Raw genomic sequence first — 23388 nt, forward strand, 5'->3', positions numbered from 1 at the left:
AAGCTGATTGCCGATTTCCGTGTAAAATCAACTTCTTTCTTCCATAAATTAGTTTAAGCTACGCTTCCGATCGGCCTTCGCAATTGTTTCTACAACCGAAAAACACTCAGGTCCAAAAACCGCATCCGGCTGCGCCGGATAATAAATGAACTCGGCAGGTAATTTAACCGATCAAAGGGATAGGATGCCCCGGAGTATACAAATTCTATAGTGAAATGTTGAGAAAATTACAATCCCAAGAAATAGTATATTTGAATTGTTGGATTAATTCAACAACCCAAGTAAAAGTAGTATGGCAAGATTTTATTACCATCTTTTCTTATTTTTAAACTCAGGCTTGCTTTTTTGTCAGGCATTTATACCTGTCGATGCAGATACCAATGAGTTTATCGAAGACGTTGACTTTTCCCTTTTTAAAAAAGGTGTAACGATGTATTCAGGGATTACATCGGCAAATGGTGTAACTGAGATTAATACAGGAATTGATTTTGATTCTATCAGCTTCACACGGGTTGACTATAATACACTGGGCATTTCGAGGCAACATCTTGATTCAGTTGTTTTCCTCTCGAAGAAGACGATATACCTTGACGAAGTCGTGGTATCTTACAAAAAGGACAAACAACTGGTACTGGGGGAATCTAACCGCTTTATAAAAAAACAGTCCAGGACAATGGCGAAAGATTTGTTATATGGCATGGTCTTAAATAATGATTTCGACAAAAAGCTGAGTGTCGAAAAAATTATTTTCTATGTTGAGGAAGTGAAATTAAAAACAGCATACAAATTAAATTTCTATTACATTGAGGAATCGATTCCAAACCGCGGAACACAGATTGCTAATATTGGTGAAAAAATGTTTTCTACTGATGTACTTTATCTCATGCCCAATCAAAAAGGTAAAATTGAAATAGATACGAGAAGTTACGGCTTAGAATTTCCTAAAGGTTCACTGTTTCTTTCCTGTCAACTTATTGATTACTATGATCAGGACATGAAAATAATCGCCCCCTCCATCGATCAACAAACCAGACTCAAATTTCAAATTTCATACAAGACAAACTTTTATTCCAGAGGGATAAATTACATCAGTAAAGAATTAACACCAGAATTATTGAATATAAATTTTATGATTAACTATGATTTCGCAAATCAATTTTACAAAAAGCCTCCTAAAAGTATACGTGCAACTCCGGCAATAATACTTTGCGAATCAGAAATTGAAGAATAGTTTACGTAGACAGTCAACATTTAAATAATCAAAAAAGGTAAGCCTGCGATGCACAAACGAGCACTCTGATTCGAAAATCAGATGCACAAATACAAAATAAACAGGAAATTAATAACTAAAATTACCTAATATGGAAAGTTCAACTATTTCTGAACTGGAAAATTGAATGTCCGAAACTGGAATTGAAGATACTTATACTCCGAAAAACAGTTTCGTATTAGATGACCTCCCGGATTCCAACATGATGCAGCACAATTTGTCTATGAGTATTTAATATACAGCAAACCTCATTGTGGCGAATAGTAAAATAAAACCAGGAATTATAGGGAACTGAGGTCGAAGAATTAAGATGTTTTTCAATAGCGGTTCACCGCATAGCATCTCAATGAATTATAACTCAGGTGGGCGCTACAGGATAACGCTGGATAAATTCCTATAAGTCATCTTCGTTTTTCCAAAAATCCCGACCAATTACAAATAGTTTTCACAATAACTCAACCAGGAATATCGGTCGAACGCGAACATTCCCCAGACATATCAAACCGCGGCAGGTGTCAGGCGTAACGAGACAATTTCCGCTCAGCCGTGTCTGCTGTAAAAACGCCAATCACTACTCATCTCAATAATCCGATGCCGGGTTCCGTCCTTTTCGGTGGCTGAGTCTAAGTCAAGGTGGCGGTGCGTCTTGTCTTCAAATATCCTGATGAATGCCGCAATAATCTCGTCCGTATGTGTGCTGACATCAACAGGACTGAAGATAGAATGATTTACACTAACGCTTGCGTACACACAATCATGATATTCGGCAATGTCTTTGTTCAGGTAATGCATACCCTTACGGTCGGCCTGGTAGCCGATGTACTCAATCGAAAATTCACCAGCCCTGACCAGTTCCAGAACGGTGTCCATAATACCCTGCCTGAATCTCTCGCGGCTTCTTTCAGGAGGCGTTTCGATGGTGCCGCAGATTTTTAAGGTGAGTGTAAGGGTATTTGGATGTGGTAGAGGTATTTGCGTATAATCGGCATCAGGCTTCTTCATAGACTTAAATATTAAGTATCGTATCACAAAGTGACGCAATTGAATAACGTTTAGTTTATACAATCCTCGCAAATGTTTATAAATATAACGTAGTCGTTGTCTTTCACTGGCAGATTGAGCCAGTCCATAAGTTTTAAGGATTGTTTAATGTAAGATTCCTTGCTTTAGTCGTCTTGAGGTGCATGGCCTGCTAACCGGCTTAGTTGATTTTTCCGACTTAGCCTGAATTTACAATCAGCTTGCTAATGGCAGTCACAACTAACTCACTGGCCCGTAATAATTTATCAAAATATCTCAAAAAAAGCGCATTAATCGTTAAAAGACGCACGCGATAAAAGAAACTTTTTTATATTTACCAAGACAATTTTTGACCAAATTGAAAATTTTACATGAAATTAAACAGAGAAAAAGTTCATATCATATTTACTGATGACGACATGGACGATTGCAACATGTTTGCAGATGCATTGACGGAGGTGGGGATCAACCACAGTCTGAATTTATTTCACGATGGTAAAGATTTACTTGCCTATCTCAACAAGGAAGACACCAAGGTACCGGACATATTGTTCCTGGATTTGAATATGCCTTTTACAAACGGTCTGGACAGTTTGAAGCAGATCAGGTCTAATAAAAAGTACCGCGACCTCACTATTGCGATTTATTCGACCTCTTCTTCAGAAAAAGATCAGGAAGAAACTTTTATAGCCGGGGCGAATGTTTACATACGCAAGCCAAACGAATTTTCAACGCTGAAACGAGTGTTAAAGGATGTTTTGGAAATCAATTGGCAGTATTACTCTTCAAACTTAAATAAGGATACTTTTTTCCTGACGCTATAGTCAAATATCTTCTAATAAAGAAAACCAGTGACAGCCTCACTGGTTTTTTTATTCAATTGAAATCGGCCGACTTCTGTTTTACATATGGCAATTGCTGCCGGTAACGATAACTTTGTGCCATAAACATCAGTCCCTGGCAACGATCAAAAGTGAATCATCTATAACAAAAAAACTCCGGAGCGAGTCCGGAGTTTTTATTCTTAAACGATACCTGTTTATTGCTTAATTACCTTCACGGTTTTGGCACCGTCAACTGTATTTACAATAACAAAATAAGCACCTGCTGAAATACCTGACATATCGATCTGTCCGATATTCGCATTTACCTTTTTAGACATTACCTGTTGACCCAGTAGATTGAACACAGTGACATCAGTAATGTTTTGTGCGTATGACAAGTTCAGGATGTTCTTCACAGGGTTTGGATAGGCAGCAAACTGACTCTTATCTACACCGGTAACGCCCAGCATAGACTCATCGTAAGCTGTTAACCCGAAACCTCCGGCATTATCATTATTGTACTCGTAAATCCTCAGATACAGCATATCTCCCGGTGTTTGACCGGTTACAGTCACTTTAGAGTAATTTCCGGTATCCGCACCGTCGTCATCACAAGCGATTTGGGTAAGATTTCCACAAGTTCCTGTATAAACAGTTACAACCGTATCAACACCCGTTTCTCCTGAAGAAGAATTCGCTGTTTCAATAACAACATTTCCTGAAGGAGGAACTGCCAGGGTATACCAAACATCACCTCCTGAATATCCGAAACATGTAGTAGGTGTAGCTTCAGGCGAGGCAGTAGCGCCAACGTTTGTCAAATCGTTGATGATTTCATTTACAGCTGACCCCGCAAAAACCTGGATTGCAGCGTCGCACTCATCGTTAGAAGGAGGACAGGCAACCTGATTCTGGATCGGGCTGGTCAGTGTACAGGCTGCATTCTGGTCGTTAGCGATTGTAAATACTACCGGAGTGTTATTTGCAAACGGTCCGAAAGAGTATGTTCCAGAAGCACTAACAGACTGTGAAGCGCTTCCCTGATCGTCACTTATCGTGAGTGATGCGGCAGAACCTAAATCGTTTACAATGACTGTGGCATAGAATTGCTCACCATTGGCACAGTCAGAAACTACATCATATTCCACAGCTGCGTTCGTACAGTCAAGATACCATCCGCAAAGGCTCCAGGCACCGATTCCGTCGTTACCGTAATCCCACATCCTGTAGTAATAGGTCTCGCCAACATTCAATCCGGTATATGACTTGGTTGCAGTGTTACCGCAGTTACCGATTTCAGTTAAGTTACCAGGGGTTCCAGAGTACAGTGCGGTAGAAACCGAGAATATATTTCCTGTAATATCAGATGTATTTAAAGTAACATCGCTTGATGGCGCAACAAAATAGAACCAAAGATCGCCATTACCGTTTGACGGGTTATATTGATCGATACAGGTAGGATCTACCTCAGAGTCAGAACCGGATGTCGAAGCATTCGAGATGTCTGTAATCTTGTTCGGGCCACATGAAGTACCTAAATCCAAAGTCAACTCAACGGCACCGGCAGCCTCGTCGTTAGCTGGAGGGCACTGAATCAGGTTCTGAACCGGGCTTGTGAAAACACAAGTGGCGTCGTTGTCATTTGCAATAGTAAAGATTACATTGGTGTTGTTAGGGTAAGGACCGAAGGTGAACACTCCGGTAGCCCCGGTCTGCTGCGTAGCACTTCCCTGGTCGTCAGAGATTGTAACAGACGTTGCAGTTCCCATATCGGTAATATTTACTTCTACATAAAACTGCTCATTGCCGTTCGGGCAGTCAGAAACAAGATTGTAAGTAGCTGCACCATTGTAGCAGGTCGGCGGACATTTAATCTTGAATGTGGCCGTTTTTGCGCTTGTACCTTCACCATCAAGCAGGAACAGGTACTGAACACCGGCGTTAAGGGTTCCGATCAGGTCAGTGCCCGGGCCGTTATTGTCATCAATACAAGTCCAACCGGTTTGGTCACAGCTTCCTGAGGCTTCCTTCCAGAAATAATCGATGTAACCTCCAGACGCCGCCGTGACTTCAAGACTGTATTCACCTGTCTCGGCAGGGGTAAATGAGTAAACGAGCTCTGTACCCGGAGTGTTAAAACCACAAGTTAGCGGATTCCAGGCACCTTCACCCTCTACCAATGTCGCAGAGATTTCGTCCCCACAATTGGCGATAGGCGTCGCTGCTGCACAATCAGGAGGACAAGTCGCCTGTGTAAGCGTATTCGACGTTTGGGTACAATCTCCATCCTGATCATTCGCTATAGTGAAAATTACAGGGGTGGCATTAGGATACGGACCAAAAGTCAGTAGTCCGGTAGCCGATACGTTTTGCGTATTGCCCTGATCATCGGACACCGTAACCGAAGTCGCGGAACCAAGGCTCGTAATATCAACATCAATCAAAAACTGCTCTCCATTGGCGCAATCCGATACCACTGAATAAGTTGCCGTTGCGTTAGTACAGGCCACCACGGACCATTCCAGCGTAAAAGCGCCGCTGCTAAAACTGTAACCGTCCTGAACCCAGTAAACGGTTTGATCGCTTCCGGTATCATTTGCCCAGACAACTGTTTGCAAATCGTCATCGTCAAAACATCTGATCTCTGTAGGGTTGGTACAATCACCGTAGAACACTACGACGGTGGAATCGTACTCATTTGCACTCTGACCGATGGTCAGGGTCGAGCCCGCCGGCACCAAAATGTAAAAGTACTGATCAGGAGAGTTGTTGGTATTAGCCGTCCCATCGTTGAAACAGCTGATCAGGTTATCATCGGCGCTCGTGGATGTATCTCCATCATAGGGCGATGTCAGTGTGGCTAAATCTACTGCTGTGTCGCACGTTTCCTGGGCCTTCGCCTGGAAACACAGAAATAGCACCATTAATAATAAGTAAGATTTTTTCATAAAACGTAGTTAGTGTTAATAAGGCCGTAATTTAGTCAAAATACTTGTTTTAATAAACAATTTTCAAAATTAATTTACATATTTCTTTGTAAGACAGCGGAATCATCAGACAATACTTGATCTGATTGGTCTTCAAAGAATTTGAAAGACATTGCGAGTCGTATCAGCAAAAAAAAACTCCGGTATCGCTACCGGAGTTTATTATAGTAAAAAAAAGGCGATTATTGCTTAACCACCTTAATGGTTTTAACCTGATTTTCAGCAGAAACTTTTACAAAGTAAGTGCCGGAAGCAAGGTGCGTCATATCAATCTGGCTTTCGTTTGAATTAACAACTTTTGCCATCATCTGTTGTCCCAGCATATTGAAAACCGAAACGCCTGAGATATTCCTGGTTCCTGAAAGGTTCAAAATGTTTTTCACCGGGTTAGGATACACAGAAAGCGATTCGAAGGCGCTGTCTTCAACGCCAAGCGTCGGACATACGATACTAAACGTCACGTCTTTTGGGTTTACGTTTTCGCTGTCCAGCAGGATCAGGTATTGTGTTCCCGCAGTAAGCGTTCCAATATTATTGGTTTCAGGCAATGTTGCATCGCCGATACAGGACCATCCCGTGGCATCGCAGGTACCTGACGCTTCTTTGTAGAAATAATCCACATAGCCTCCGGTCGAAGCGGTGATGGTTAGTTTGTGCAATCCTGTTACTGTTGGCGTAAACGAATACAATTTCTCTGCACCATTGGTCTGGAAACCACAGGTGGTGATGTTCCAGGCACCTGCGCCGGAAAAACTTGCCGTGACCGCGTCTCCGCAGTTTGCAATCACTTCTGCAGCAGCACAATCCTGAGGACAGGCTCCCTGTGTCTGCGCTGTACTTGTAATCATACAAGCAGCACTTTGGTCATTCTGTAAGGTGAAAATTACCGATGTGCCGTTCGCAAAAGGTCCGAATGTGTACGTTCCTGTCGCACCGGCAGTTTGTGACGTACTTCCCTGATTGTCTGAAATGGTCAGAGAAGTTGCTGATCCCATTCCGGTAACGTTGACATCAACAAGGAACTGATCCCCATTGGCACAATCAGAAACCACCGTGTAAGTAGCGGTAGGATTCTCGCAATCAAGATACCAGCCACAGATGCTGAACGTACCTATACCGTCATTGGCGTAATCCCAAACCCTGAAATAGTAAGTATCACCTACTGTCAGTCCGGTATAATTCTTTGTAGCGGCGTTACCGCAGGCACCCACCTCGGTGAAGTTACCCGGAGTTCCTGAGTAAAGCACGCTGGATACGGTAAAGATGCCGCCTGTAATGTCAGAAATATTCAATGAGAGCGTTGGGGCAGGCGCTACAAAATAGTACCAAAGATCGCCATTCCCGTTTGATGGATTGTACTGGTCAATACATGACGGATCCACTTCCGCGTCAGAACCTGTTGTCGCCGCATTTGAAATGCCAGTGATCTTGTTTGGCCCACAGGCAGCACCAAGATCCAATGTCAATTCGATCGCGCCGGCAGGATCGTCATTTACGGGAGGACAAGCGCTTTGCAGCGTGCCACTCGTGATGGTACAGAAATCGCTCTGGTCGTTGGCAACAGTAATCACTACTGATGTGCCTTCTGCATAAGGACCAAAACTGTACACCCCAGTACCATTAGCTGTTTGGCTGGCATTGCCTTGGTCATCTGAAATCGTCAGGGAGGTAGCGGTACCCATATCGGTCACTTCCACTTCAACATTAAACTGCGCGCTGGCACAATCAAATACCGGAGTGTAGGTGGCTGTCGGGTTTTCGCAGTCGATGTACCATCCGCAAAGGCTGAAAGTACCGATTCCGTCGTTGGCATAATCCCAAACCCTTAAATAATAAGTGTCCCCGATAACCAGATTGCTGTACGTCTTGGTACCGGCATTACCGCAGGTTCCGGTTTCTGTAAGGTTACCCGGCGTTCCCGAATACAAAGCACTTGAAACAGTAATAATCTGACCTGTAATATCAGATACGTTAATGGTAAAACTTGATGCGGGTGCCTGGATGGCATACCACATATCTCCGTTTCCAAACGAAGGGTCGTATTGATCCATACAGGTCGGGTCCACCTCTGCCGAAGGCGTGGTGTTGGCATTGGAAATGCCGGTAATCTTGTTAGGACCGCATGCCGTTCCGATATCCAGTGTCAAAGTGATGGCACCCGTAGCGTCGTCATTAACAGGTGGTGGCCCAAGGGTGGTAAAATCTGTCCCTACCCACGTACTTACATCGCCGCCGCCACAATTCGCACGTACCCAGAAATAATACTGTGTCAGTTCGCTCAAAGCGGTGAAATCAACTGTCAGGGTTCCTGCCGGAAGTGTCGCATCGGGCGTTGAAGACGCGTCCGGGGCGGTGCTGTCCTGGGTAAGGATATAGTCGTAACCGTTCGCCGGATTGGTGTTTGAAGCATTCCAGCCCAGGCTGGCAGAATCCAAACCAACAGCCGCAACATCCACACCACTTGCAGGCATACAACTTGGCGGCGTACCGCAGATCACGTTTCTGAAACGCGTTGTAAAGCCCTCACCGGCGCAGGTATTGTCTTTGTGTGTGTAAAAACGAACCACACCTGACACGTCTGACACCCAAAGCACATAAGCATTTTCGCCGTAAGCCAGGACGTTGGTTCCCGCCTCATCTGAAATGGTAATGACATCGGTAGGATTTGAACTCGAAAATTGATAAGTCTCTCCGGCCACGACATTGATTTTCGAATATTCGTTGGCATATCCACCACCGGTGGCGGTGTTTACGGTAAATCCGTCACACGTCAGTGGCGTGTACGTGGCAGTTGGCCACTGTCCGGTCGCGGTAAGGCATTGCGCCGATACAAACGACGAAAAGCACACCATTAAAGTTAATAAAGTAATTTTTCTCATAAAAAAGTTTTAGATTAAGGTTGCTAAAATATATAATAACCTCTTAACACACAATTAACAATCACGCAAAAGTGATGGCATAAACGTTAAAGTTATACTTTTAACAAAAAAAAAACGGCCCATCACCGGGCCGCTTTATCTTATCATAAGTTTCTTAAGAATGTATGCTGTCAATCTGAACCATTTCATTGGCATCTGCCTTGTAATCGACACCGGCGAATTCAAACCCGAATAAGTTCAGGAAATCATTACGATAACCCGCTAGGTCACCGATTTCCGGCAGGGTTTCCGTAGTGGACTGCTCCCACAGCGCCGCCACTTTTTCCTGCACATCGTCGCGCATTTCCCAATCGTCAATCCGTATGCGGCCCTGCTCATCGGTCGGGATGCCGCCCTCTGCATACAGCCTGTCACGAAACAGCCTATCTATCTGCTCTATACAACCTTCGTGAATTCCTTTCTCCTTCATGATTTTATACAACAGCGAAATGTAAAGCGGGATAACCGGAATCGCAGAACTCGCCTGAGTCACCAGTGCCTTGTTCACCGATACGTAGGCTTTTCCATCAATATCGCTAAGGCTGTCCGTAATCGAAAATGCCGTCGCCTCGAGGTGGTCTTTTGCACGGCCTATCGTACCTTTCCTGTAAACGGCCTCCGTCACTGCCGGACCGATATAGGAATAGGCAATCGTCATCGTCCCCTGTGCCAGAAGGCCTTCACGCTTCAGCGCATCAATCCACATCACCCAGTCCTCACCGCCCATCACCTTCACGGTGTTCGCGATTTCCTCTTCATTCGCGGGGTCAATACTCACCTGCGTGACGTTTCCGGTATGAAAGTCCACCGTCTTATTTGTAAAGGTATTGCCAATCGGCTTAAGCGTCGAACGATGCAGGATGCCCGTTTTCGGATCGGTACGCACCGGAGACGCCAGGCTGTAAATTACCAGGTCCACCTGCCCTAAATCCGCTTTGATCAGGTCAATAGTCTGCTGCTTGATCTCATCCGAAAAGGCGTCACCATTAATGCTTTTGGCATACAGGCCGGCACTTTTCGCTTCCTTTTCAAATGCGGCCGAATTGTACCAGCCCGGTGAAGCGGTTTTTCCTTCCAATGGCGGCTTCTCAAAAAACACGCCGATTGTCGCCGCACCTGACCCGAACGCACTGGTAATCCGCGACGCAAGCCCGAATCCGGTTGACGCCCCAATTACAAGCACTTTTTTGGCGCCGTCAATGCTGCCTTTCGATTTTACATAGTCAATTTGATTCTTTACGCTTCTCGCACAGCCGTCCGGGTGCGCCGTAAGGCAGATAAATCCGCGCATTCTAGGCTCTATAATCATAAAATGATATTATTTCAGGTTATTGATGTTATTTAAAAAACAGCACGAAGTTAACAAAAAATCGGATTACTGCCTAAAATGCACTGGGCGCGCTGCCGATTTACAGGGCGTGTCCCTGCGGGCCGGGCTATCCGCTCTAGCTTTGCGCTGCGCCGCAAAGGCTGCCGCTGCTATCCCTCACGCGGCGCCGGTTCATTCGAGCAGCGCCTTCGCGTGGTTGACGGCAGACTCCGAGATGTCTTTCCCCGAAAGCATTTCCGCGATTTCCGTGATGCGTTCGTCCTGGGAAAGCCGCTTCAGGTCGGATTGCGTCTGCTCATCGGCAACCGATTTGAATACCTTGAAATGGTCGTTGCCTTTGGCTGCAATCTGTGGCAGGTGCGTAATCGCAAAAACCTGCATGTCATGGCTCATGGCTTTCATGATTTCACCCATCTTGTTGGCTATCTCCCCGGACACCCCGGTATCGATTTCGTCGAAGATTATGGCAGGGAGTTTGGAATATTTTGCCAATATTGCCTTTACAGCAAGCATGATGCGCGACATTTCCCCGCCTGACGCCACTTTCTTCAACAGCCCGAAATCCGAACCCTTATTCGCTGAAAACAGGAATTGCAGCACATCTTTCCCATTCGCGTAGTAATTTGGCGAAGCGGTCAATTGCATTTGGAAACGGGCGTCGGGCATGCCCAGCTGTGACAATATGGCTGTAAGCTGCGCTGCCAATCCCGGGATGGCTTCACTCCGCCGCTTGTGGATCAGTTCCGCCCTTGCATCCAGCGCTTCCGCGCTCTTCCCTATCTGCTGCTGCAAATCCGAAATCGCCGTTTCAAGATGATCGGCAGCGATGACTTTGGTTTCAAGCTGTTCCCGGATGTCCATCAATGCCTCTACCGAATCCACCTGATGTTTTTTCTGCAAATTGTAAATGGCCTGTAATTGCTGGCTTATCAGGTTAAGCTGCACCGGATCATCGACGAGCTTTTCTGCATGCCGGCTGATCTCTGACACCACATCGTCAATATCAATCAGTGCGCTCCCGATGCGTTCCGTAAGGGTCTCATAATCTTTTGACACTCCAGCAATTTTCTGAAGCGCGGTTTTTATTTCCTTCAGGTTCTGTATTACCCCAAACGACTCGTTATCGGCAAGCGAAACCGCCCTGGCAAACGATTCCTTGATATTTTCGACATTGCCAAGCTGTTCCTGCTGACTTTCAAGCTCCTGCTGCAAACCGGGCCTGAGCACGATGGCAGACAACTCTTCCAGTAAAAATGCATTGTAATCCTGCTCCTTGTTGGCATCATGGAGTTTGGCAGTAAGCTCTGAAAGCTGTTGCCTGAGCTCTTTGTGTTCTTTCAGCAACGCCGCGAATGCCGCGACCTGTTCCTGATTTCCTGCGATGGCATCAATGATCCGGAACTGGATCTGCTCATCTGAAAGCTCCTGTGTCTGGTGCTGTGAATGGATGTCGATCAGGAAATGACCCAATTCCTGCAGCTCAGGCAGGTTTACCGGACTGTCGTTTACAAAGGCGCGCGATTTTCCGGTGGGAAGGATTTCACGACGCAATATCGTAACGTCTTCATAGTCGAGGTCGTTTTCTGCAAAAAAATCCTGCAGATCATACGCAGCGACGTCAAAATGGGCTTCAACGACGCATTTCTCATCTTTTCGCCGCAACGATGACAAATCGGCCCGTTTGCCCAGCACCAGTCCCAAAGCGCCGAGCAATATCGACTTTCCGGCGCCGGTTTCGCCTGTAATAACAGAAAATCCACCGGAAAAATCGATGGATAATTTTTCAATCAGCGCAAAATTTCGGATGGAAAGGGAAATGAGCATTGTATGGCTTTTAAGTGAATTACAATATTAAGCATTCATCCGGCAAAAACCAACAATCCTAAGATGCTAAAATTTGATCGAGGACCACTTGCTCGAATTGAGCGGCGACAGTTTATTAAGTACTTCGGTAAGGTCTGAAATATTTATTGACGGCCCGGCTGAAAAAATCGAAAGGATCTCATCTGCCTTGGCATCAAAAAATACACGTGTCAAAAAAGCGTTCGGCCTCAGGTCGTATACTTTTTGCAATGACAGCAATGTGGTCTTGATTTTCTCCTTACCGGCCTTGGTGTTCTCACCGAAAGTGTCGAGCGCACCCAAATGGTAATCATACATCGCCTCGCGGATCGGGGTGAAAGTATTCGAAAGTAAATCGTTAATCAGGAAAAAGCGGTTCTGGTTGCCGTCCTGCTGGCTCCAGCCTTTGTATCCACCCTGCTGCGCCGTGCTCGCGATGGATTGCGCAGCCGTGAAATAATCAGTGCCGCCCAGCGGGGAATACGTATCGGCATCCATCCCGATGATGATATTGGCATAAAACGCCATCACCGAAACCAGGTTGGAATCGAAACTGTTCGGGTTAAAGAACAGGTTCTCAAATTCAACATATTTAAAATTGAAATCTTTGTCATTGAAATTGAAAACGGGCGTACTATAGGTAGAATTATACACCGGACGCGACGACTGTATCTGGAGTGTCGCCGAAAACTGGTCGCCGCTGTATGAGGCTACATTGATGAACATGGTACAATCGATACGCTCCTTGGATCGGTACTCACGTTCGGACCATTTGGTTTTGTTTACAAATTCATTCAGCGATTTTTCAAGCGTCCGGAAGATTTGCTGATTGGTGGCTCCAAGACGGTCAGAATTGACCCTGACCTCGCAATTGAGTTCCTGTGCATTCGCGAAACCGGTAACGAGCAATAAAAGACAGATGATTCTACGCATGGAAGTGTGTTATTACTTTATTGAGGATGTCTTCAGCCACCGCTTCTTTTGATTTAAGATCCATCGGCTCAATATTAAAATGTTTGTCTATAAAGGTAATCTTATTGGTCGGTTTTCCAAAACCCGCCCCTTCATCCCGAAGTGAGTTGAGCACAATCAGGTCGAGGTTCTTTTTGGTAATCTTCAGTTTTGCGTTTTCCAGTTCATTTTCAGTTTCAAGCGCGAAGCCCACGAGAAATTGCTTTTTCTTCAGCTGTCCCATCGAAGCAAGAATGTCCTGCGTCTTTTCCATCTCAATCGTAAATGCCTCAGCACTTTTCTTTATTTTTTCCCCGGCAATAACCTTTGGCCTGTAATCTGCAACGGCAGCAGCGGCGATGGCTGCGTCCACATCAGCGTACACGTCGTGGCAGGCGTTATACATCTGTTGTGCCGAGACGACACGCACGGTATCGATATTCGGATTTTTCGCCGAAAGGTGCGTTGGGCCTGTGATCAGTATGACTGAAGCACCCGAACGCGCCGCCGATTCCGCAAGGTCAAACCCCATCTTACCCGAAGAATGGTTCCCTATAAAACGCACGGGATCTATCGCTTCGTATGTCGGGCCCGCAGTAATCAGTATTTTTTTTCCTTTTAACGGCAATTTGGATTCGATATCGCTTTCTATAAATGCAACGATGTTCTCAGGTTCGGCCATGCGCCCTTCGCCGGAGAGTCCGCTCGCAAGCTCCCCTGATTCCGCCGGGATCATGATGTTCCCGAATTGTTTCAATGCATTAAAATTCTGAAGCGTGGATTGGTGTTTGTACATGTCGAGATCCATTGCCGGAGCAAAATAGACCGGGCATTTCGCAGAAAGATAAGCAGCCATTAGCAGGTTATCACAAGCGCCCGAGGCCATTTTGGACAAGGTATTCGCGGTTGCGGGCGCAATGAGCATCAGGTCAGCCCAAAGCGCTAAATCGACGTGATTATTCCAGACGGCGTCTTCACTGTCTTCATTATAGAATGTGGAATGCACGGGACTTTTGGAGAGGGTGGACAGTGTCAGCGGCGTGACAAAATCCTTTGAAGCAGGCGTCATGATCACCTGGACCTGTGCGCCTGCTTTAATAAAAAGCCTTACTAAACCTGCAGTCTTATACGCGGCAATGCCACCAGAAACACCCAGTAATATTTTCTTACCGCTTAAAATTGACATTTAGGAATTATTTAGAGGAATCTTTATGGTAGATCTTGTTGTCAAGCCATTCCTGTACTGCAAGTGCATGCGGCTTTGGAAGTTTTTCGTAAAATTTAGACACTTCGATTTGCTCCTTATTTTCGAAGATTTCTTCCAGACTGTCGTTGTAAGTGGCAAATTCTTCCAGTTTCTCGGTCAGCTCCTTCTTGATTTCGGAATTGATCTGGTTTGCCCGTTTAGCCATAATTGTGATTGCCTCATACACATTTCCGGTTGGTTCCTCAATCTGGCTTTTGTTGTAAGTGATTGTGTTTACCGGCGCATTCGTCTTTTTTAAATCCATGACTTTTTTATTTAGAAAATTGTTTTAAATCCGTTTCAATACGTGCAAGCATGTCGTCCGCCTTGCTTTTGTATTCCGTTGAGGCATTGAATTTGATCAGGCTCGTATACGCATTCTTAGCCGTGATCAGCCTCTCTTCCATTTTCGCCTGCACACTGTTAATTGCGAGGTTGTAAGCCGAATCGAGCTTGTAATACAGTGCTTTTTCCTTGTAGGGCGTGCCGGGAAAATCGGCGATAAAATTATCGAGCGCAATCAGAGCCGATTTATAGTCGGCAATCGTATTGTATTGCTTCGCGATTTCGAAATTCTTCTTTTCGATCTTTTCCCTCAATTCCTTTGCGATGCGGTTGGCCTCAGGCAGGAATTGCGAATTGGGATAGTTGTTGATGAACGTCTGCAGTTTATCGATCGCCTTGAAAGTATCGACCTGGTCGAGGCTGTAACGCGGTGACAGCTTGGAAAAACTGTAAGCCCCAAGGTAGGCCGCTTCTTCGGCTTTTTCACTTCTGGGGTAGGTGGAAGCAAATCTTTCGAATTGGTAACCCGCAGGATAATATTGCTCCTCAGCGTAATATGATTTGGCATACATGTAAAACAACTTTTCTGCCTGAGGCTTTCCCTGATACGAGGGCGCTATCTGCTCGAAAAGCCGCAGTGCCTTACCGAATTTGCCTTTTTCGTACATTTTGGTTCCCACTTCATATTTCTTGGCAGTGTCGTCATTCTTGAGCGCTTTTTGGTATTCGCTGCACGAACTCAATACTAAAAGGACAAAAAACAGCGCAATAAATTTCTTCATTAATTTTTTAATTTTAAGATATTCTGCCCGAAATCAGTTTCGATATTCGCTGAAAATCAAGCTGCAAATTTAGTTATTAATTGCAGACTACAAAACATTTTTTCTGAAGTCGGCAAGGTGTAATCAATCCTGTTGTGTTAATACCCGAGTGCCCGGACAAAACGGTCTATCCTGCCCGCAAGATCGGCATTGACCTCAACCAACGGCAAACGGACCGTATTTTCAGAGAGGCCCATCGCCTGATGGATTTGCTTAATCCCTCCCGGATTGCCCTGCTCGAAAATCAGGTCGATCGAATCGGCGATTTTGTAATGGAGCGCATAAGCCTCATCGGTTTTACGCTGCAATCCCAGGCGGATCATTTCAGAAAATTCTTTCGGAAAGCCTTCGCCAATAACGGAAATCACCCCGGCGCCACCGGCCAGTACCATAGGGAGTGCAATCATGTCATCCCCTGAAATTACCAGAAAATCCTTTGGTTTGTGCTGGATGATCTTCATGGCCTGCACCATATCCCCTGCCGCCTCTTTCACGCCTATGATATTCGTATGGTCATTTGCGAGCCTCTGGATCGTCGACGGCAACATATTGCTTCCTGTCCTTGCCGGCACATTGTAAAGAATCACCGGGACCGGGGAAGCTTCGGCCACAGCACTGAAATGGCGGTAAATGCCTTCCTGCGTGGGCTTGTTGTAATATGGTGAAACCGAAAGGATGGCGGCAAACGGCGACAAGTCGCGCGTTTTCAGTTCGTCGACCACATCGGCAGTGTTGTTGCCGCCAACGCCCAGGACCAGCGGCAGCCTGCCGTTATTCGCTTTCTTAACGGTAGCAATAACCAATTCTTTTTCATCATCCGTGAGCGTGGCCGGCTCGCCTGTCGTGCCCAGTACAACGAGGTATTCCACCCCGCCTGCTATCACGTGGTTGACAATCCTTGCGAGGGCTTCCGTATCGACGGAAAAATCTTTTTTGAATGGAGTGACCAGCGCGACACCGGTACCAGTGAATGGTTGCATACTTAGATTTTGTTTAATATTATAAGGTAACGGAACAGTTCGGAGGTAAAAATTTCGAAATTTTCCGCTACCGTGTTGATCATAAAATGGTTGAGACGTTTGTCAATAGTTGAAAAACCGGCTTTAAAAGCCGCTTTGGATTTTTGTGTCACCAATAAAAGGGGCGCCTTTTCAATATCATAATAACTTATAAGCAAATCGAACGGCGCATCAGCAAAGCGGCTTACAGCGTCATTTTGGAAAACCCCGTCCCAATCGATGTCCCTTATCGTAAAAACATCGTGGTCAAACTGTTCGTTTTTCCTGATCTTGTCTTTAAACGCGAGGATACTGATGTCTTCAGGCTTAATGCCGTTGCGCAACAATTCGGCGACAAGGCCTTCTCGGTTCGTGAAATAGCTTTCGTCTATCAGCAAACCTACCGTTTTTATTTTTTCGGTACCAAAATGATTCTTAACGTTGGAAAGGCTATTTTTTAACTTTCTTTTTAATAAAAAATGCTTAACGAACTTTAAAAACATAGTACTTTTACTTGGTTTACAAATTTACTCAAAATAGTGGTTAAAATTCGATGGTAAATCTAAAAAACTATCACGTTACGGTAAGGCATTTTGTTTTATTCTTAACATTTCTCTGTTTGGGCTGTGCCCAGCAGAAACAGTACGTCACCCGCATCGAAGGCCGTCAGGTCGGGATTACTTCAGCGCAACCGCAAACGCCCGGGATTGACACCTTTATAAAACCGTATCGCGAGCATATCAATGAAGACCTCAGTACCGTGCTCGCCTATTCGCCGGAAACCCTTGAGAAATCCAAAGGCGAATGGCAAACGAACATCGGGAATTTCATGGCCGATGTGACCCTCGCAAAAGCCCGGACCGTGTTTGACCCGCGCGAGCAAAAACAAGTTGATATCTGCCTGCTGAATCATGGCGGCATCCGCGCAATCATTCCCAAAGGCAATGTGACGGCGCGGACAGCCTATGAAGTGATGCCGTTTGAAAACAGCCTCATTGTCCTGGCGCTCAAAGGGGAGCAATTATTGGAAATCGCTGCCTATATCATCAAGGAAAAAAAACCACATCCATTATCTGGAATGTCTTTTACAATTGGCAAAGACGGCAATCCCAAGAATATTACGGTGAACGGAAAACCGCTCGTCCCTGCAGATACTTATTACGTCGCGACCTCGGATTACCTGTCTAACGGTGGGGACAATATGGTGTTCTTCAAAAAAGCAACGGCATCGTTTGATATGGACTACAAGTTGCGCAATATACTGATCGATTATTTTAAGGAAACCGATACGCTGGTGGTGAATCACGACGAGCGGATATCGATTGAGCGATAAATTATTGCCCCATGCAGCGATATCTTCACAATGACTCGTCAGATATAGGGGACTCACTGCTGATCACTGCATGTTTTGGCCCAGTTACAAAGAAAAGCCGGACCGCGTCTTAAAAATTTAGAAAAATGAAAAGAAGGGATTTTATACAAAAAACAGCTGCAGGCACCGCGTTTCTGGCGTTGCCCGCGCCATTGATGTCGTTTGCGGCCGATGTGAAACATATTGTGGTGTTGCATACCAATGATGTACACAGCCATATCGATCCGTTTCCACCCGATGATCCCCGGAATGCCAATATGGGCGGGGTGTCCCGGCGTGCATCACTGATTGAAAGCGTCCGGAAGGAAAATCCGAACGTCCTTCTGCTGGATGCGGGCGACGTGTTCCAGGGTACGCCATACTTCAACTATTACGGTGGCGAGCTCGAACTGAAATTGATGAGCATGATGCGCTACGATCTGGCTACGATGGGAAATCATGATTTTGATAACGGCATTGAGGGATTTTACAAGCAGCTGCCGCATGCCCAATTCGACTTCGTATCGGCGAATTACAACTTTAAGAATACGGTCCTTGATACGATCGTAAAACCATATAAGGTATTCGACAAGGACGGCATCAAGGTTGGCGTTTTCGGCTTGGGTGTCGAATTGCAGGGTTTGGTCGACAAAAAGAACTACAAAGAAACTGTCTACCTTAATCCTGTGGAGGTAGCTACAGACGTGGTGAAAGTGCTGAAAGAAAAAGAAAAATGTGCGCTGATCATCTGCCTTTCCCATTTGGGATATGCCTACAAAGACGATCCGGAAAAAATCAGCGACCTGAAGCTCGCGGCGCAAACAAGGGACATTGACCTGATTATTGGCGGCCATACCCACACGTTCCTCGACAAACCAACCGTCGTAAAAAACCTGGATGACAAGGAGGTTTTGGTGAATCAGGTGGGGTGCTATGGCATTAACCTCGGGAGAATCGATTTTTATTTTGAACACGACAGGCAGAAAGCGGGTGGTTCAAAGGTCATTACCGTCTGATCATGAATTGACCACGCGATCGGTGCGCAGGAAATAGCGTACCATAAAGAAATAGGACAATACCTGCGACGAAATATTGATAAGCTCAAACAGGTAAACCGGCAGGTAAAAATGGTAGAGCAAATAAAAAATATCTGAAAGCGCAAAGCAGGTCCACATCAAAACACTGCTGATGGTTTGCCGGCTCCCTTTGGCAATATAATTCACGATCGCAAGCATACCCATCAGCGCGAGCACAATCCCATGACACAGGAACAGATAGAAAAACCTGCGCTCATTCATAAAATCCAGCGTCAGCATCGTGACGAGCAGGTAGGTCACAAAAATCAACGCCACGGCAATGGGCACGGCATCTTTGCGCCTCAACTTGCTCGTAACAAAATCTTTGATTACATACCGGATCATAATCAGATATACGGCGATAAGGCAGCATTCGGCAACAATGAATGAGCTGTCGAATCCCATTAATATATACACATCGGCAACGAATGACAGCAAAAACACAGCGGCTTTATCCGGGCTGACACTATGGTGGTTGTTGATATAATAATACACGAACACCGATGGCAGGATTGCGGCCTTAGGGTAAATTACCCAGGCATCGAGATGCAGGGAGTACAAGAGCACACACAGGATACACGCAGCAAAATATAAGATCAATGACGGTGTACCGGTTTTCATTGCAGCAGTTGGGTAAAGTCTGCTTCCGAGATGACAGGCACATTAAGTTTAGTGGCCTTTTCCAGTTTCGCCGGACCCATATTGTCACCGGCCACAACAAAATCAGTTTTGGCAGAAATGGAACTTCCTACCTTCCCGCCGTTGTCCTCAATGGCCTTTTTAAGTTCGTCGCGCGAATAATTTTCAAAAACCCCTGAAACGACGAAAGTTTTTCCCTGCAGCTTATCGGTGGCATCGGGATTGATACGTTCGACGGTTTCGAGTTGCACGCCAAAGTCCTTTAGCCGTTGGACAATGGTCTTATTTTCGTCGTTACCAAAAAACTCGAGGACGCTTCGCGCAATCCTTTCACCGATTTCGTCGACCAGGATCAAATCGGCCAAACCAGCCCGGGCCAGCGCGTCGCTGTTTTTGTAATGCTTTGCAAGCTTTTTGGCAACGGTCTCCCCGACGTAACGGATGCCCAGGGCAAACAATACCCGTTCAAACGGTATCTCCTTCGATTTGTTGATGCCGTTGATCAGGTTTTCAGCTGATTTCTGCGCCATGCGTTCGAGTGGCAGCACATCTTCCACGCTTAATTCATACAAGTCGGCATAATTGTGAACCAAACCGGCCTTGTAAAGCAACGCTACGGTCTCTCCGCCCAATCCCTCAATATCCATCGCCTTCCTTGAAATAAAGTGCTCGATACGACCAATAATCTGCGGTGGACAGCCATAAAAATTAGGACAGTAATGTTGTGCCTCCCCGGGATTGCGGATCAGTTCCGTGTGGCATTCCGGACAATGGGTGATATACGCTGTTTTTTCTGAATGCGGCGGCCTTTTTGATAAGTCGACGGCAATGATTTTGGGGATAATCTCTCCGCCTTTCTCCACATAAACCTCGTCGCCTACGCGTATGTCGAGCTTTTCAATCTGGTCGGCATTGTGGAGCGAGGCCCTTTTGACGATGGTTCCCGCCAACTGTACCGGCTCCAGATTGGCCACCGGGGTAATCGCGCCGGTACGCCCGACCTGGTACGAAATGGTATGAAGGCGCGTGGACACCTGTTCAGACTTGTACTTATACGCGATGGCCCAGCGCGGGGCTTTGGCGGTGTAACCCAATTCCTCCTGGTAATGGAGCGAGTTGACTTTGATCACCACACCATCAGTCTCATAAGGAAGTTCGTGCCGGTGTACGTCCCAATAATCAATAAACCCGAAAACTTCCTGCATGCTCTTTGCCAATTGCGCTTCTTTGGGCACTTTAAATCCCCAGTCGCGTGCATGCTGCAGCCCTTCAAAATGGGTGTTAAACGGCAGTTTATTCCCAACAACAGCATACAGAAGGCAGTCAAGTGGCCGTCTGGCGACTTCGGCACTATCCTGTAATTTAAGGCTTCCCGATGCGGTGTTCCTCGGGTTTGAGTAAGGCGCCTCCCCGATCTCCACCAACTCCCGGTTCATTTTTTCGAAACCGGAAAGCGGCAGGATGATCTCGCCACGGATATCGAACCTGGAAGGATAGTCGCCTTTCAGCTGCAACGGAATAGATCTGATGGTCCTGATGTTTACAGTGACATCGTCACCCTGGAATCCGTCGCCGCGGGTTACGGCTTTGCTCAGTTTCCCGTCCTCGTAAGTCAGGTTTATGGAAGCGCCGTCATATTTGAGTTCGCACGTAAATTCAGGATTTACGTTACCAAGGACCTTTATGAGTCGTTTTTCCCAGTCGATAAGGTCTTCTTTTGAGTAAGAGTTATCAAGCGAGTACATCCGTTGCTCGTGCACGACTGTGTTGAAGTTCCTGGTGACCATACCCCCAACGCGCTGTGTAGGCGAATTCGCATCGAAAAATTCAGGATGCGCCTGTTCAAGCTGCTGCAATTCGTTGAGCAGCATGTCAAAATCAAAATCTGAAATCTCTGACTGATCCAGTACATAATAATTGTAATTATGCCTGTTTATCTCATCGCGAAGCGCCTGTATCCGGTTACTGAGTTCCATATTTCGATGCGGTCATGCCGATTTATAATCGTGACCAATTTAGTAAATAATTGGTATTCGCGTGCGATTAAAAAGAGAAAGCGCACACGAAAAAACGCATTCGGTTTTTTTAAGTTTATTCTTAATAAAAATGAAAGTTTCTTATCGGATTTATAAAAAAAAGTGCTTTTTTTGTAATCGCTATGGATAGGCATAATTAATATGCTATATTTGAACGGCTTAAAGCAGTTGCCAATATTACATTTTGTGATTTTAAAATAGAAACACCCCCTAAATCTATCTTATAAATGCCACAAATAGAGAATTTTACCGTATTTTCTATTTTGAATATTTCTTCCGGGTAAATGAAACAGATTCGAATGCCATTAAATGAACACACCAAAACACAGCATTCCTCATTTAAACATTTAAGAAACTATGCAAGAAGAAAACATCATTGACGCCGGTTTGGTTATCCAGAAACTTAAGAAAGCGCTAAAAATCAAGCGCGACATCCAGTTATCACAAATCCTCGACATCAGGCCCAATACGATATCCACCTGGAAAAAAAGAAATACGCTCGACTACCCTGCGGTCATTGCCGTTTGCAAAACGTATGATCTCGACCTCAACGACATCTTGCTCGAGAAAAGAGTCCGTAAGTCAAGCGACCTTGACAATCCCGGGGAGACCAAGCTGGTAAGCCGTGAAATGCAGTTCCAGTATTGTATGGGCGCAGATGACCTCGTGGACAAACTCCCGAAGTACAATTTTCCGTTCATAAAAGGGGACAACACCAGGGCATTTCAGGTATTGAGCAACAACATGTTCCCGATGATCGAAGAAAATTCGTTTGTAATCTGTGAAGAAACCAGCCTTCACGAGATTCCGGACAATAGCCTGGCGGTAATCATCAGCAGGACAAAAGGGTTATTTATCAACAGGATCCAGCGCATTGCGGAAAAACGCGACATGTATTTGCTGACCAGCGAGAACACTTTTTTTAATGAGGTGAATATGAAGGCAGAGGACATCAACGAAATCTGGATCATCAAAGCCGCACTGTCTTACAACATGAACGTAGAAAACAAATTCAAATTCATTAATGACAGCATCAAGGTAATCGACCGTGCGCTGCTCGATTTTAAGAGTTCATAACCGATTTGATCTGCAGGTACAGCGCTCCGTCACTCAGGAATGCGCCTTGTTTTATCAGCTCAAACAGTGAATTATTGCGATCGGCATCAAAGTTTTTGGTGCCGATTTTCATTTCAATGTGGTCTGTGAACATATGATCACCCAACCATTGGAGGCCGTCCTTTGTGAGAAAATCAACCGTGTTGTCAAGTGACTTCAGGACGATCGAATGAATCTGCGCTTCGCCGCAATGAAACAGGAAAATGTGGTTTCTGGAAAAATGCTCGAGGTATTCTGCCCGCGTCAGGACACCTTCCCAGATCAAATCTGAAAATACGTCGAGCTCCTGCTCGGCGACCTGTGGATTCTCAGACTTTATTTTGTCCCATTCCGCCTTGTCGATAGATTGTGTGGCGAGAAAGTTTACGAATTCCGGGTGGAGTTCTTCAAATTGTTCTTTGGTGAGGCGTGCGTATTTCATGATGTTACTGAATTGCTGGGTTGCAAAGTTACAGATTTTGAAACTTTGGAATTCAAAATTGGCCGTCCGGTTGACAAAATTTTGGATACCGAACATGGATGCCTAGCCCCGATGGAAGCGGCATCCTTTTTACCGGAACGCAGTGGAGGGAAAAAGATATAGCGGACAGCGGGATCAGCTTCACCCTAAAAAATGCGAACCGGCGAAGCAAAAAAAAATCCCGAAATAAATCGGGATTTCTATTCTCAGACGCTGAG

At 45.6% G+C, this 23388-nt stretch carries 19 protein-coding genes; 5 read left to right on the forward strand and 14 right to left on the reverse strand.

The genetic code is table 11. The features are described 5' to 3' along the window. Positions 1-292: 292 nt before the first annotated feature. Positions 293-1231, forward strand: a complete 939-nt coding sequence (locus tag HYN48_RS14280) for a hypothetical protein (RefSeq protein ID WP_146171829.1) — start codon at positions 293-295, stop codon at positions 1229-1231. A gap of 579 nt (positions 1232-1810) precedes the next feature. Here HYN48_RS14280 and HYN48_RS14285 read toward each other — a convergent pair. Further along, positions 1811-2272, reverse strand: coding sequence for a hypothetical protein (locus HYN48_RS14285; RefSeq protein ID WP_108372895.1), 462 nt, complete (start codon positions 2270-2272; stop codon positions 1811-1813). Positions 2273-2661: 389 nt separating this feature from the next. Here HYN48_RS14285 and HYN48_RS14290 point away from each other — a divergent pair, with 389 nt between their 5' ends. Continuing rightward, complete coding sequence (locus tag HYN48_RS14290; protein WP_108372897.1) at positions 2662-3114, forward strand: response regulator; 453 nt, start codon at positions 2662-2664, stop codon at positions 3112-3114. Positions 3115-3329: 215 nt separating this feature from the next. On the opposite strand, the gene HYN48_RS14295 is transcribed toward HYN48_RS14290, so the two are convergent. The 10 genes from HYN48_RS14295 to HYN48_RS14340 all read right to left on the reverse strand — a co-directional run bounded on the left by HYN48_RS14295 (position 3330) and on the right by HYN48_RS14340 (position 16995). Next, positions 3330-6062, reverse strand: coding sequence for a T9SS type A sorting domain-containing protein (locus HYN48_RS14295; protein ID WP_108372899.1), 2733 nt, complete (start codon positions 6060-6062; stop codon positions 3330-3332). A gap of 221 nt (positions 6063-6283) precedes the next feature. Next, positions 6284-8980 (reverse strand): T9SS type A sorting domain-containing protein, encoded by a 2697-nt coding sequence (locus HYN48_RS14300; RefSeq protein WP_108372902.1) that lies wholly within the window; start codon positions 8978-8980, stop codon positions 6284-6286. A 154-nt stretch (positions 8981-9134) separates the two neighbouring features. After that, entirely contained in the window at positions 9135-10328 is a 1194-nt protein-coding gene (fabV, locus tag HYN48_RS14305) for an enoyl-ACP reductase FabV (protein ID WP_108372904.1), read from the reverse strand. A gap of 192 nt (positions 10329-10520) precedes the next feature. After that, complete coding sequence (gene recN / locus HYN48_RS14310; RefSeq protein WP_108372906.1) at positions 10521-12173, reverse strand: DNA repair protein RecN; 1653 nt, start codon at positions 12171-12173, stop codon at positions 10521-10523. 66 nt (positions 12174-12239) lie between these two features. Continuing rightward, entirely contained in the window at positions 12240-13124 is an 885-nt protein-coding gene (gene porD, locus HYN48_RS14315) for a type IX secretion system protein PorD (RefSeq protein ID WP_108372909.1), read from the reverse strand. Continuing rightward, complete coding sequence (gene coaBC / locus HYN48_RS14320) at positions 13117-14328, reverse strand: bifunctional phosphopantothenoylcysteine decarboxylase/phosphopantothenate--cysteine ligase CoaBC (RefSeq protein ID WP_108372911.1); 1212 nt, start codon at positions 14326-14328, stop codon at positions 13117-13119. The genes porD and coaBC overlap by 8 nt, the downstream gene beginning before the upstream one ends. 7 nt (positions 14329-14335) lie before the next feature. Then, complete coding sequence (locus tag HYN48_RS14325; RefSeq protein ID WP_108372913.1) at positions 14336-14653, reverse strand: DNA-directed RNA polymerase subunit omega; 318 nt, start codon at positions 14651-14653, stop codon at positions 14336-14338. 7 nt (positions 14654-14660) lie between these two features. Further along, positions 14661-15455, reverse strand: coding sequence for an outer membrane protein assembly factor BamD (locus HYN48_RS14330; protein WP_108372916.1), 795 nt, complete (start codon positions 15453-15455; stop codon positions 14661-14663). A gap of 137 nt (positions 15456-15592) precedes the next feature. Beyond that, complete coding sequence (gene dapA / locus HYN48_RS14335; RefSeq protein WP_108372919.1) at positions 15593-16474, reverse strand: 4-hydroxy-tetrahydrodipicolinate synthase; 882 nt, start codon at positions 16472-16474, stop codon at positions 15593-15595. Positions 16475-16476: 2 nt separating this feature from the next. Beyond that, on the reverse strand, positions 16477-16995 hold the full coding sequence (locus tag HYN48_RS14340; RefSeq protein ID WP_108372921.1) for a DUF6913 domain-containing protein: 519 nt from the start codon (positions 16993-16995) through the stop codon (positions 16477-16479). A gap of 116 nt (positions 16996-17111) precedes the next feature. On the opposite strand from HYN48_RS14340, the gene HYN48_RS14345 reads away from it, so the two are divergent. Together HYN48_RS14345 and HYN48_RS14350 are read left to right on the forward strand one after the other, a co-directional pair. Beyond that, positions 17112-17825: a 5'-nucleotidase C-terminal domain-containing protein gene (locus tag HYN48_RS14345; RefSeq protein WP_342747852.1), complete on the forward strand. Its 714-nt coding sequence runs from the start codon at positions 17112-17114 to the stop codon at positions 17823-17825. A 125-nt stretch (positions 17826-17950) separates the two neighbouring features. Next, positions 17951-18859 (forward strand): bifunctional metallophosphatase/5'-nucleotidase, encoded by a 909-nt coding sequence (locus HYN48_RS14350; RefSeq protein ID WP_108372926.1) that lies wholly within the window; start codon positions 17951-17953, stop codon positions 18857-18859. Here HYN48_RS14350 and HYN48_RS14355 read toward each other — a convergent pair whose 3' ends face one another. Together HYN48_RS14355 and ligA are read right to left on the reverse strand one after the other, a co-directional pair. Next, positions 18860-19540 carry a hypothetical protein gene (locus HYN48_RS14355; protein WP_108372928.1) on the reverse strand — a complete coding sequence of 227 codons (681 nt, stop codon included), beginning with the start codon at positions 19538-19540 and terminating at the stop codon, positions 18860-18862. Then, the gene (ligA, locus tag HYN48_RS14360) at positions 19537-21534 is read right to left on the reverse strand and encodes an NAD-dependent DNA ligase LigA (RefSeq protein WP_108372930.1); all 1998 of its coding nucleotides are present in this window, start codon (positions 21532-21534) and stop codon (positions 19537-19539) included. Before ligA ends, HYN48_RS14355 begins: the two co-directional genes overlap by 4 nt. 417 nt (positions 21535-21951) lie before the next feature. Here ligA and HYN48_RS14365 point away from each other — a divergent pair, with 417 nt between their 5' ends. Continuing rightward, on the forward strand, positions 21952-22671 hold the full coding sequence (locus HYN48_RS14365) for a LexA family transcriptional regulator (protein WP_108372932.1): 720 nt from the start codon (positions 21952-21954) through the stop codon (positions 22669-22671). On the opposite strand, the gene HYN48_RS14370 is transcribed toward HYN48_RS14365, so the two are convergent. Next, on the reverse strand, positions 22658-23131 hold the full coding sequence (locus HYN48_RS14370; protein ID WP_108373671.1) for a DUF6495 family protein: 474 nt from the start codon (positions 23129-23131) through the stop codon (positions 22658-22660). The two genes, HYN48_RS14365 and HYN48_RS14370, sit on opposite strands and share 14 nt — an antisense overlap. Between the last annotated feature and the right edge of the window lie 257 nt (positions 23132-23388).

This window comes from Flavobacterium magnum (genome assembly GCF_003055625.1).
Taxonomy (GTDB): Bacteria; Bacteroidota; Bacteroidia; order Flavobacteriales; family Flavobacteriaceae; genus Flavobacterium; species Flavobacterium magnum.

Coding starts and splice junctions, on each gene's coding strand:
- porD (WP_108372909.1), bottom strand. CDS start 13,124: ATGCGTAGAATCATCTGTCTTTTATTGCTCGTTACCGGTTTCGCGAAT.
- HYN48_RS14350 (WP_108372926.1), top strand. CDS start 17,951: ATGAAAAGAAGGGATTTTATACAAAAAACAGCTGCAGGCACCGCGTTT.
- HYN48_RS14330 (WP_108372916.1), bottom strand. CDS start 15,455: ATGAAGAAATTTATTGCGCTGTTTTTTGTCCTTTTAGTATTGAGTTCG.
- dapA (WP_108372919.1), bottom strand. CDS start 16,474: ATGCAACCATTCACTGGTACCGGTGTCGCGCTGGTCACTCCATTCAAA.
- HYN48_RS14340 (WP_108372921.1), bottom strand. CDS start 16,995: ATGTTTTTAAAGTTCGTTAAGCATTTTTTATTAAAAAGAAAGTTAAAA.
- recN (WP_108372906.1), bottom strand. CDS start 12,173: ATGCTCATTTCCCTTTCCATCCGAAATTTTGCGCTGATTGAAAAATTA.
- ligA (WP_108372930.1), bottom strand. CDS start 21,534: ATGGAACTCAGTAACCGGATACAGGCGCTTCGCGATGAGATAAACAGG.
- HYN48_RS14290 (WP_108372897.1), top strand. CDS start 2,662: ATGAAATTAAACAGAGAAAAAGTTCATATCATATTTACTGATGACGAC.
- HYN48_RS14325 (WP_108372913.1), bottom strand. CDS start 14,653: ATGGATTTAAAAAAGACGAATGCGCCGGTAAACACAATCACTTACAAC.
- HYN48_RS14355 (WP_108372928.1), bottom strand. CDS start 19,540: ATGAAAACCGGTACACCGTCATTGATCTTATATTTTGCTGCGTGTATC.
- HYN48_RS14370 (WP_108373671.1), bottom strand. CDS start 23,131: ATGAAATACGCACGCCTCACCAAAGAACAATTTGAAGAACTCCACCCG.
- HYN48_RS14280 (WP_146171829.1), top strand. CDS start 293: ATGGCAAGATTTTATTACCATCTTTTCTTATTTTTAAACTCAGGCTTG.
- coaBC (WP_108372911.1), bottom strand. CDS start 14,328: ATGTCAATTTTAAGCGGTAAGAAAATATTACTGGGTGTTTCTGGTGGC.
- HYN48_RS14285 (WP_108372895.1), bottom strand. CDS start 2,272: ATGAAGAAGCCTGATGCCGATTATACGCAAATACCTCTACCACATCCA.
- HYN48_RS14295 (WP_108372899.1), bottom strand. CDS start 6,062: ATGAAAAAATCTTACTTATTATTAATGGTGCTATTTCTGTGTTTCCAG.
- HYN48_RS14300 (WP_108372902.1), bottom strand. CDS start 8,980: ATGAGAAAAATTACTTTATTAACTTTAATGGTGTGCTTTTCGTCGTTT.
- HYN48_RS14365 (WP_108372932.1), top strand. CDS start 21,952: ATGCAAGAAGAAAACATCATTGACGCCGGTTTGGTTATCCAGAAACTT.
- fabV (WP_108372904.1), bottom strand. CDS start 10,328: ATGATTATAGAGCCTAGAATGCGCGGATTTATCTGCCTTACGGCGCAC.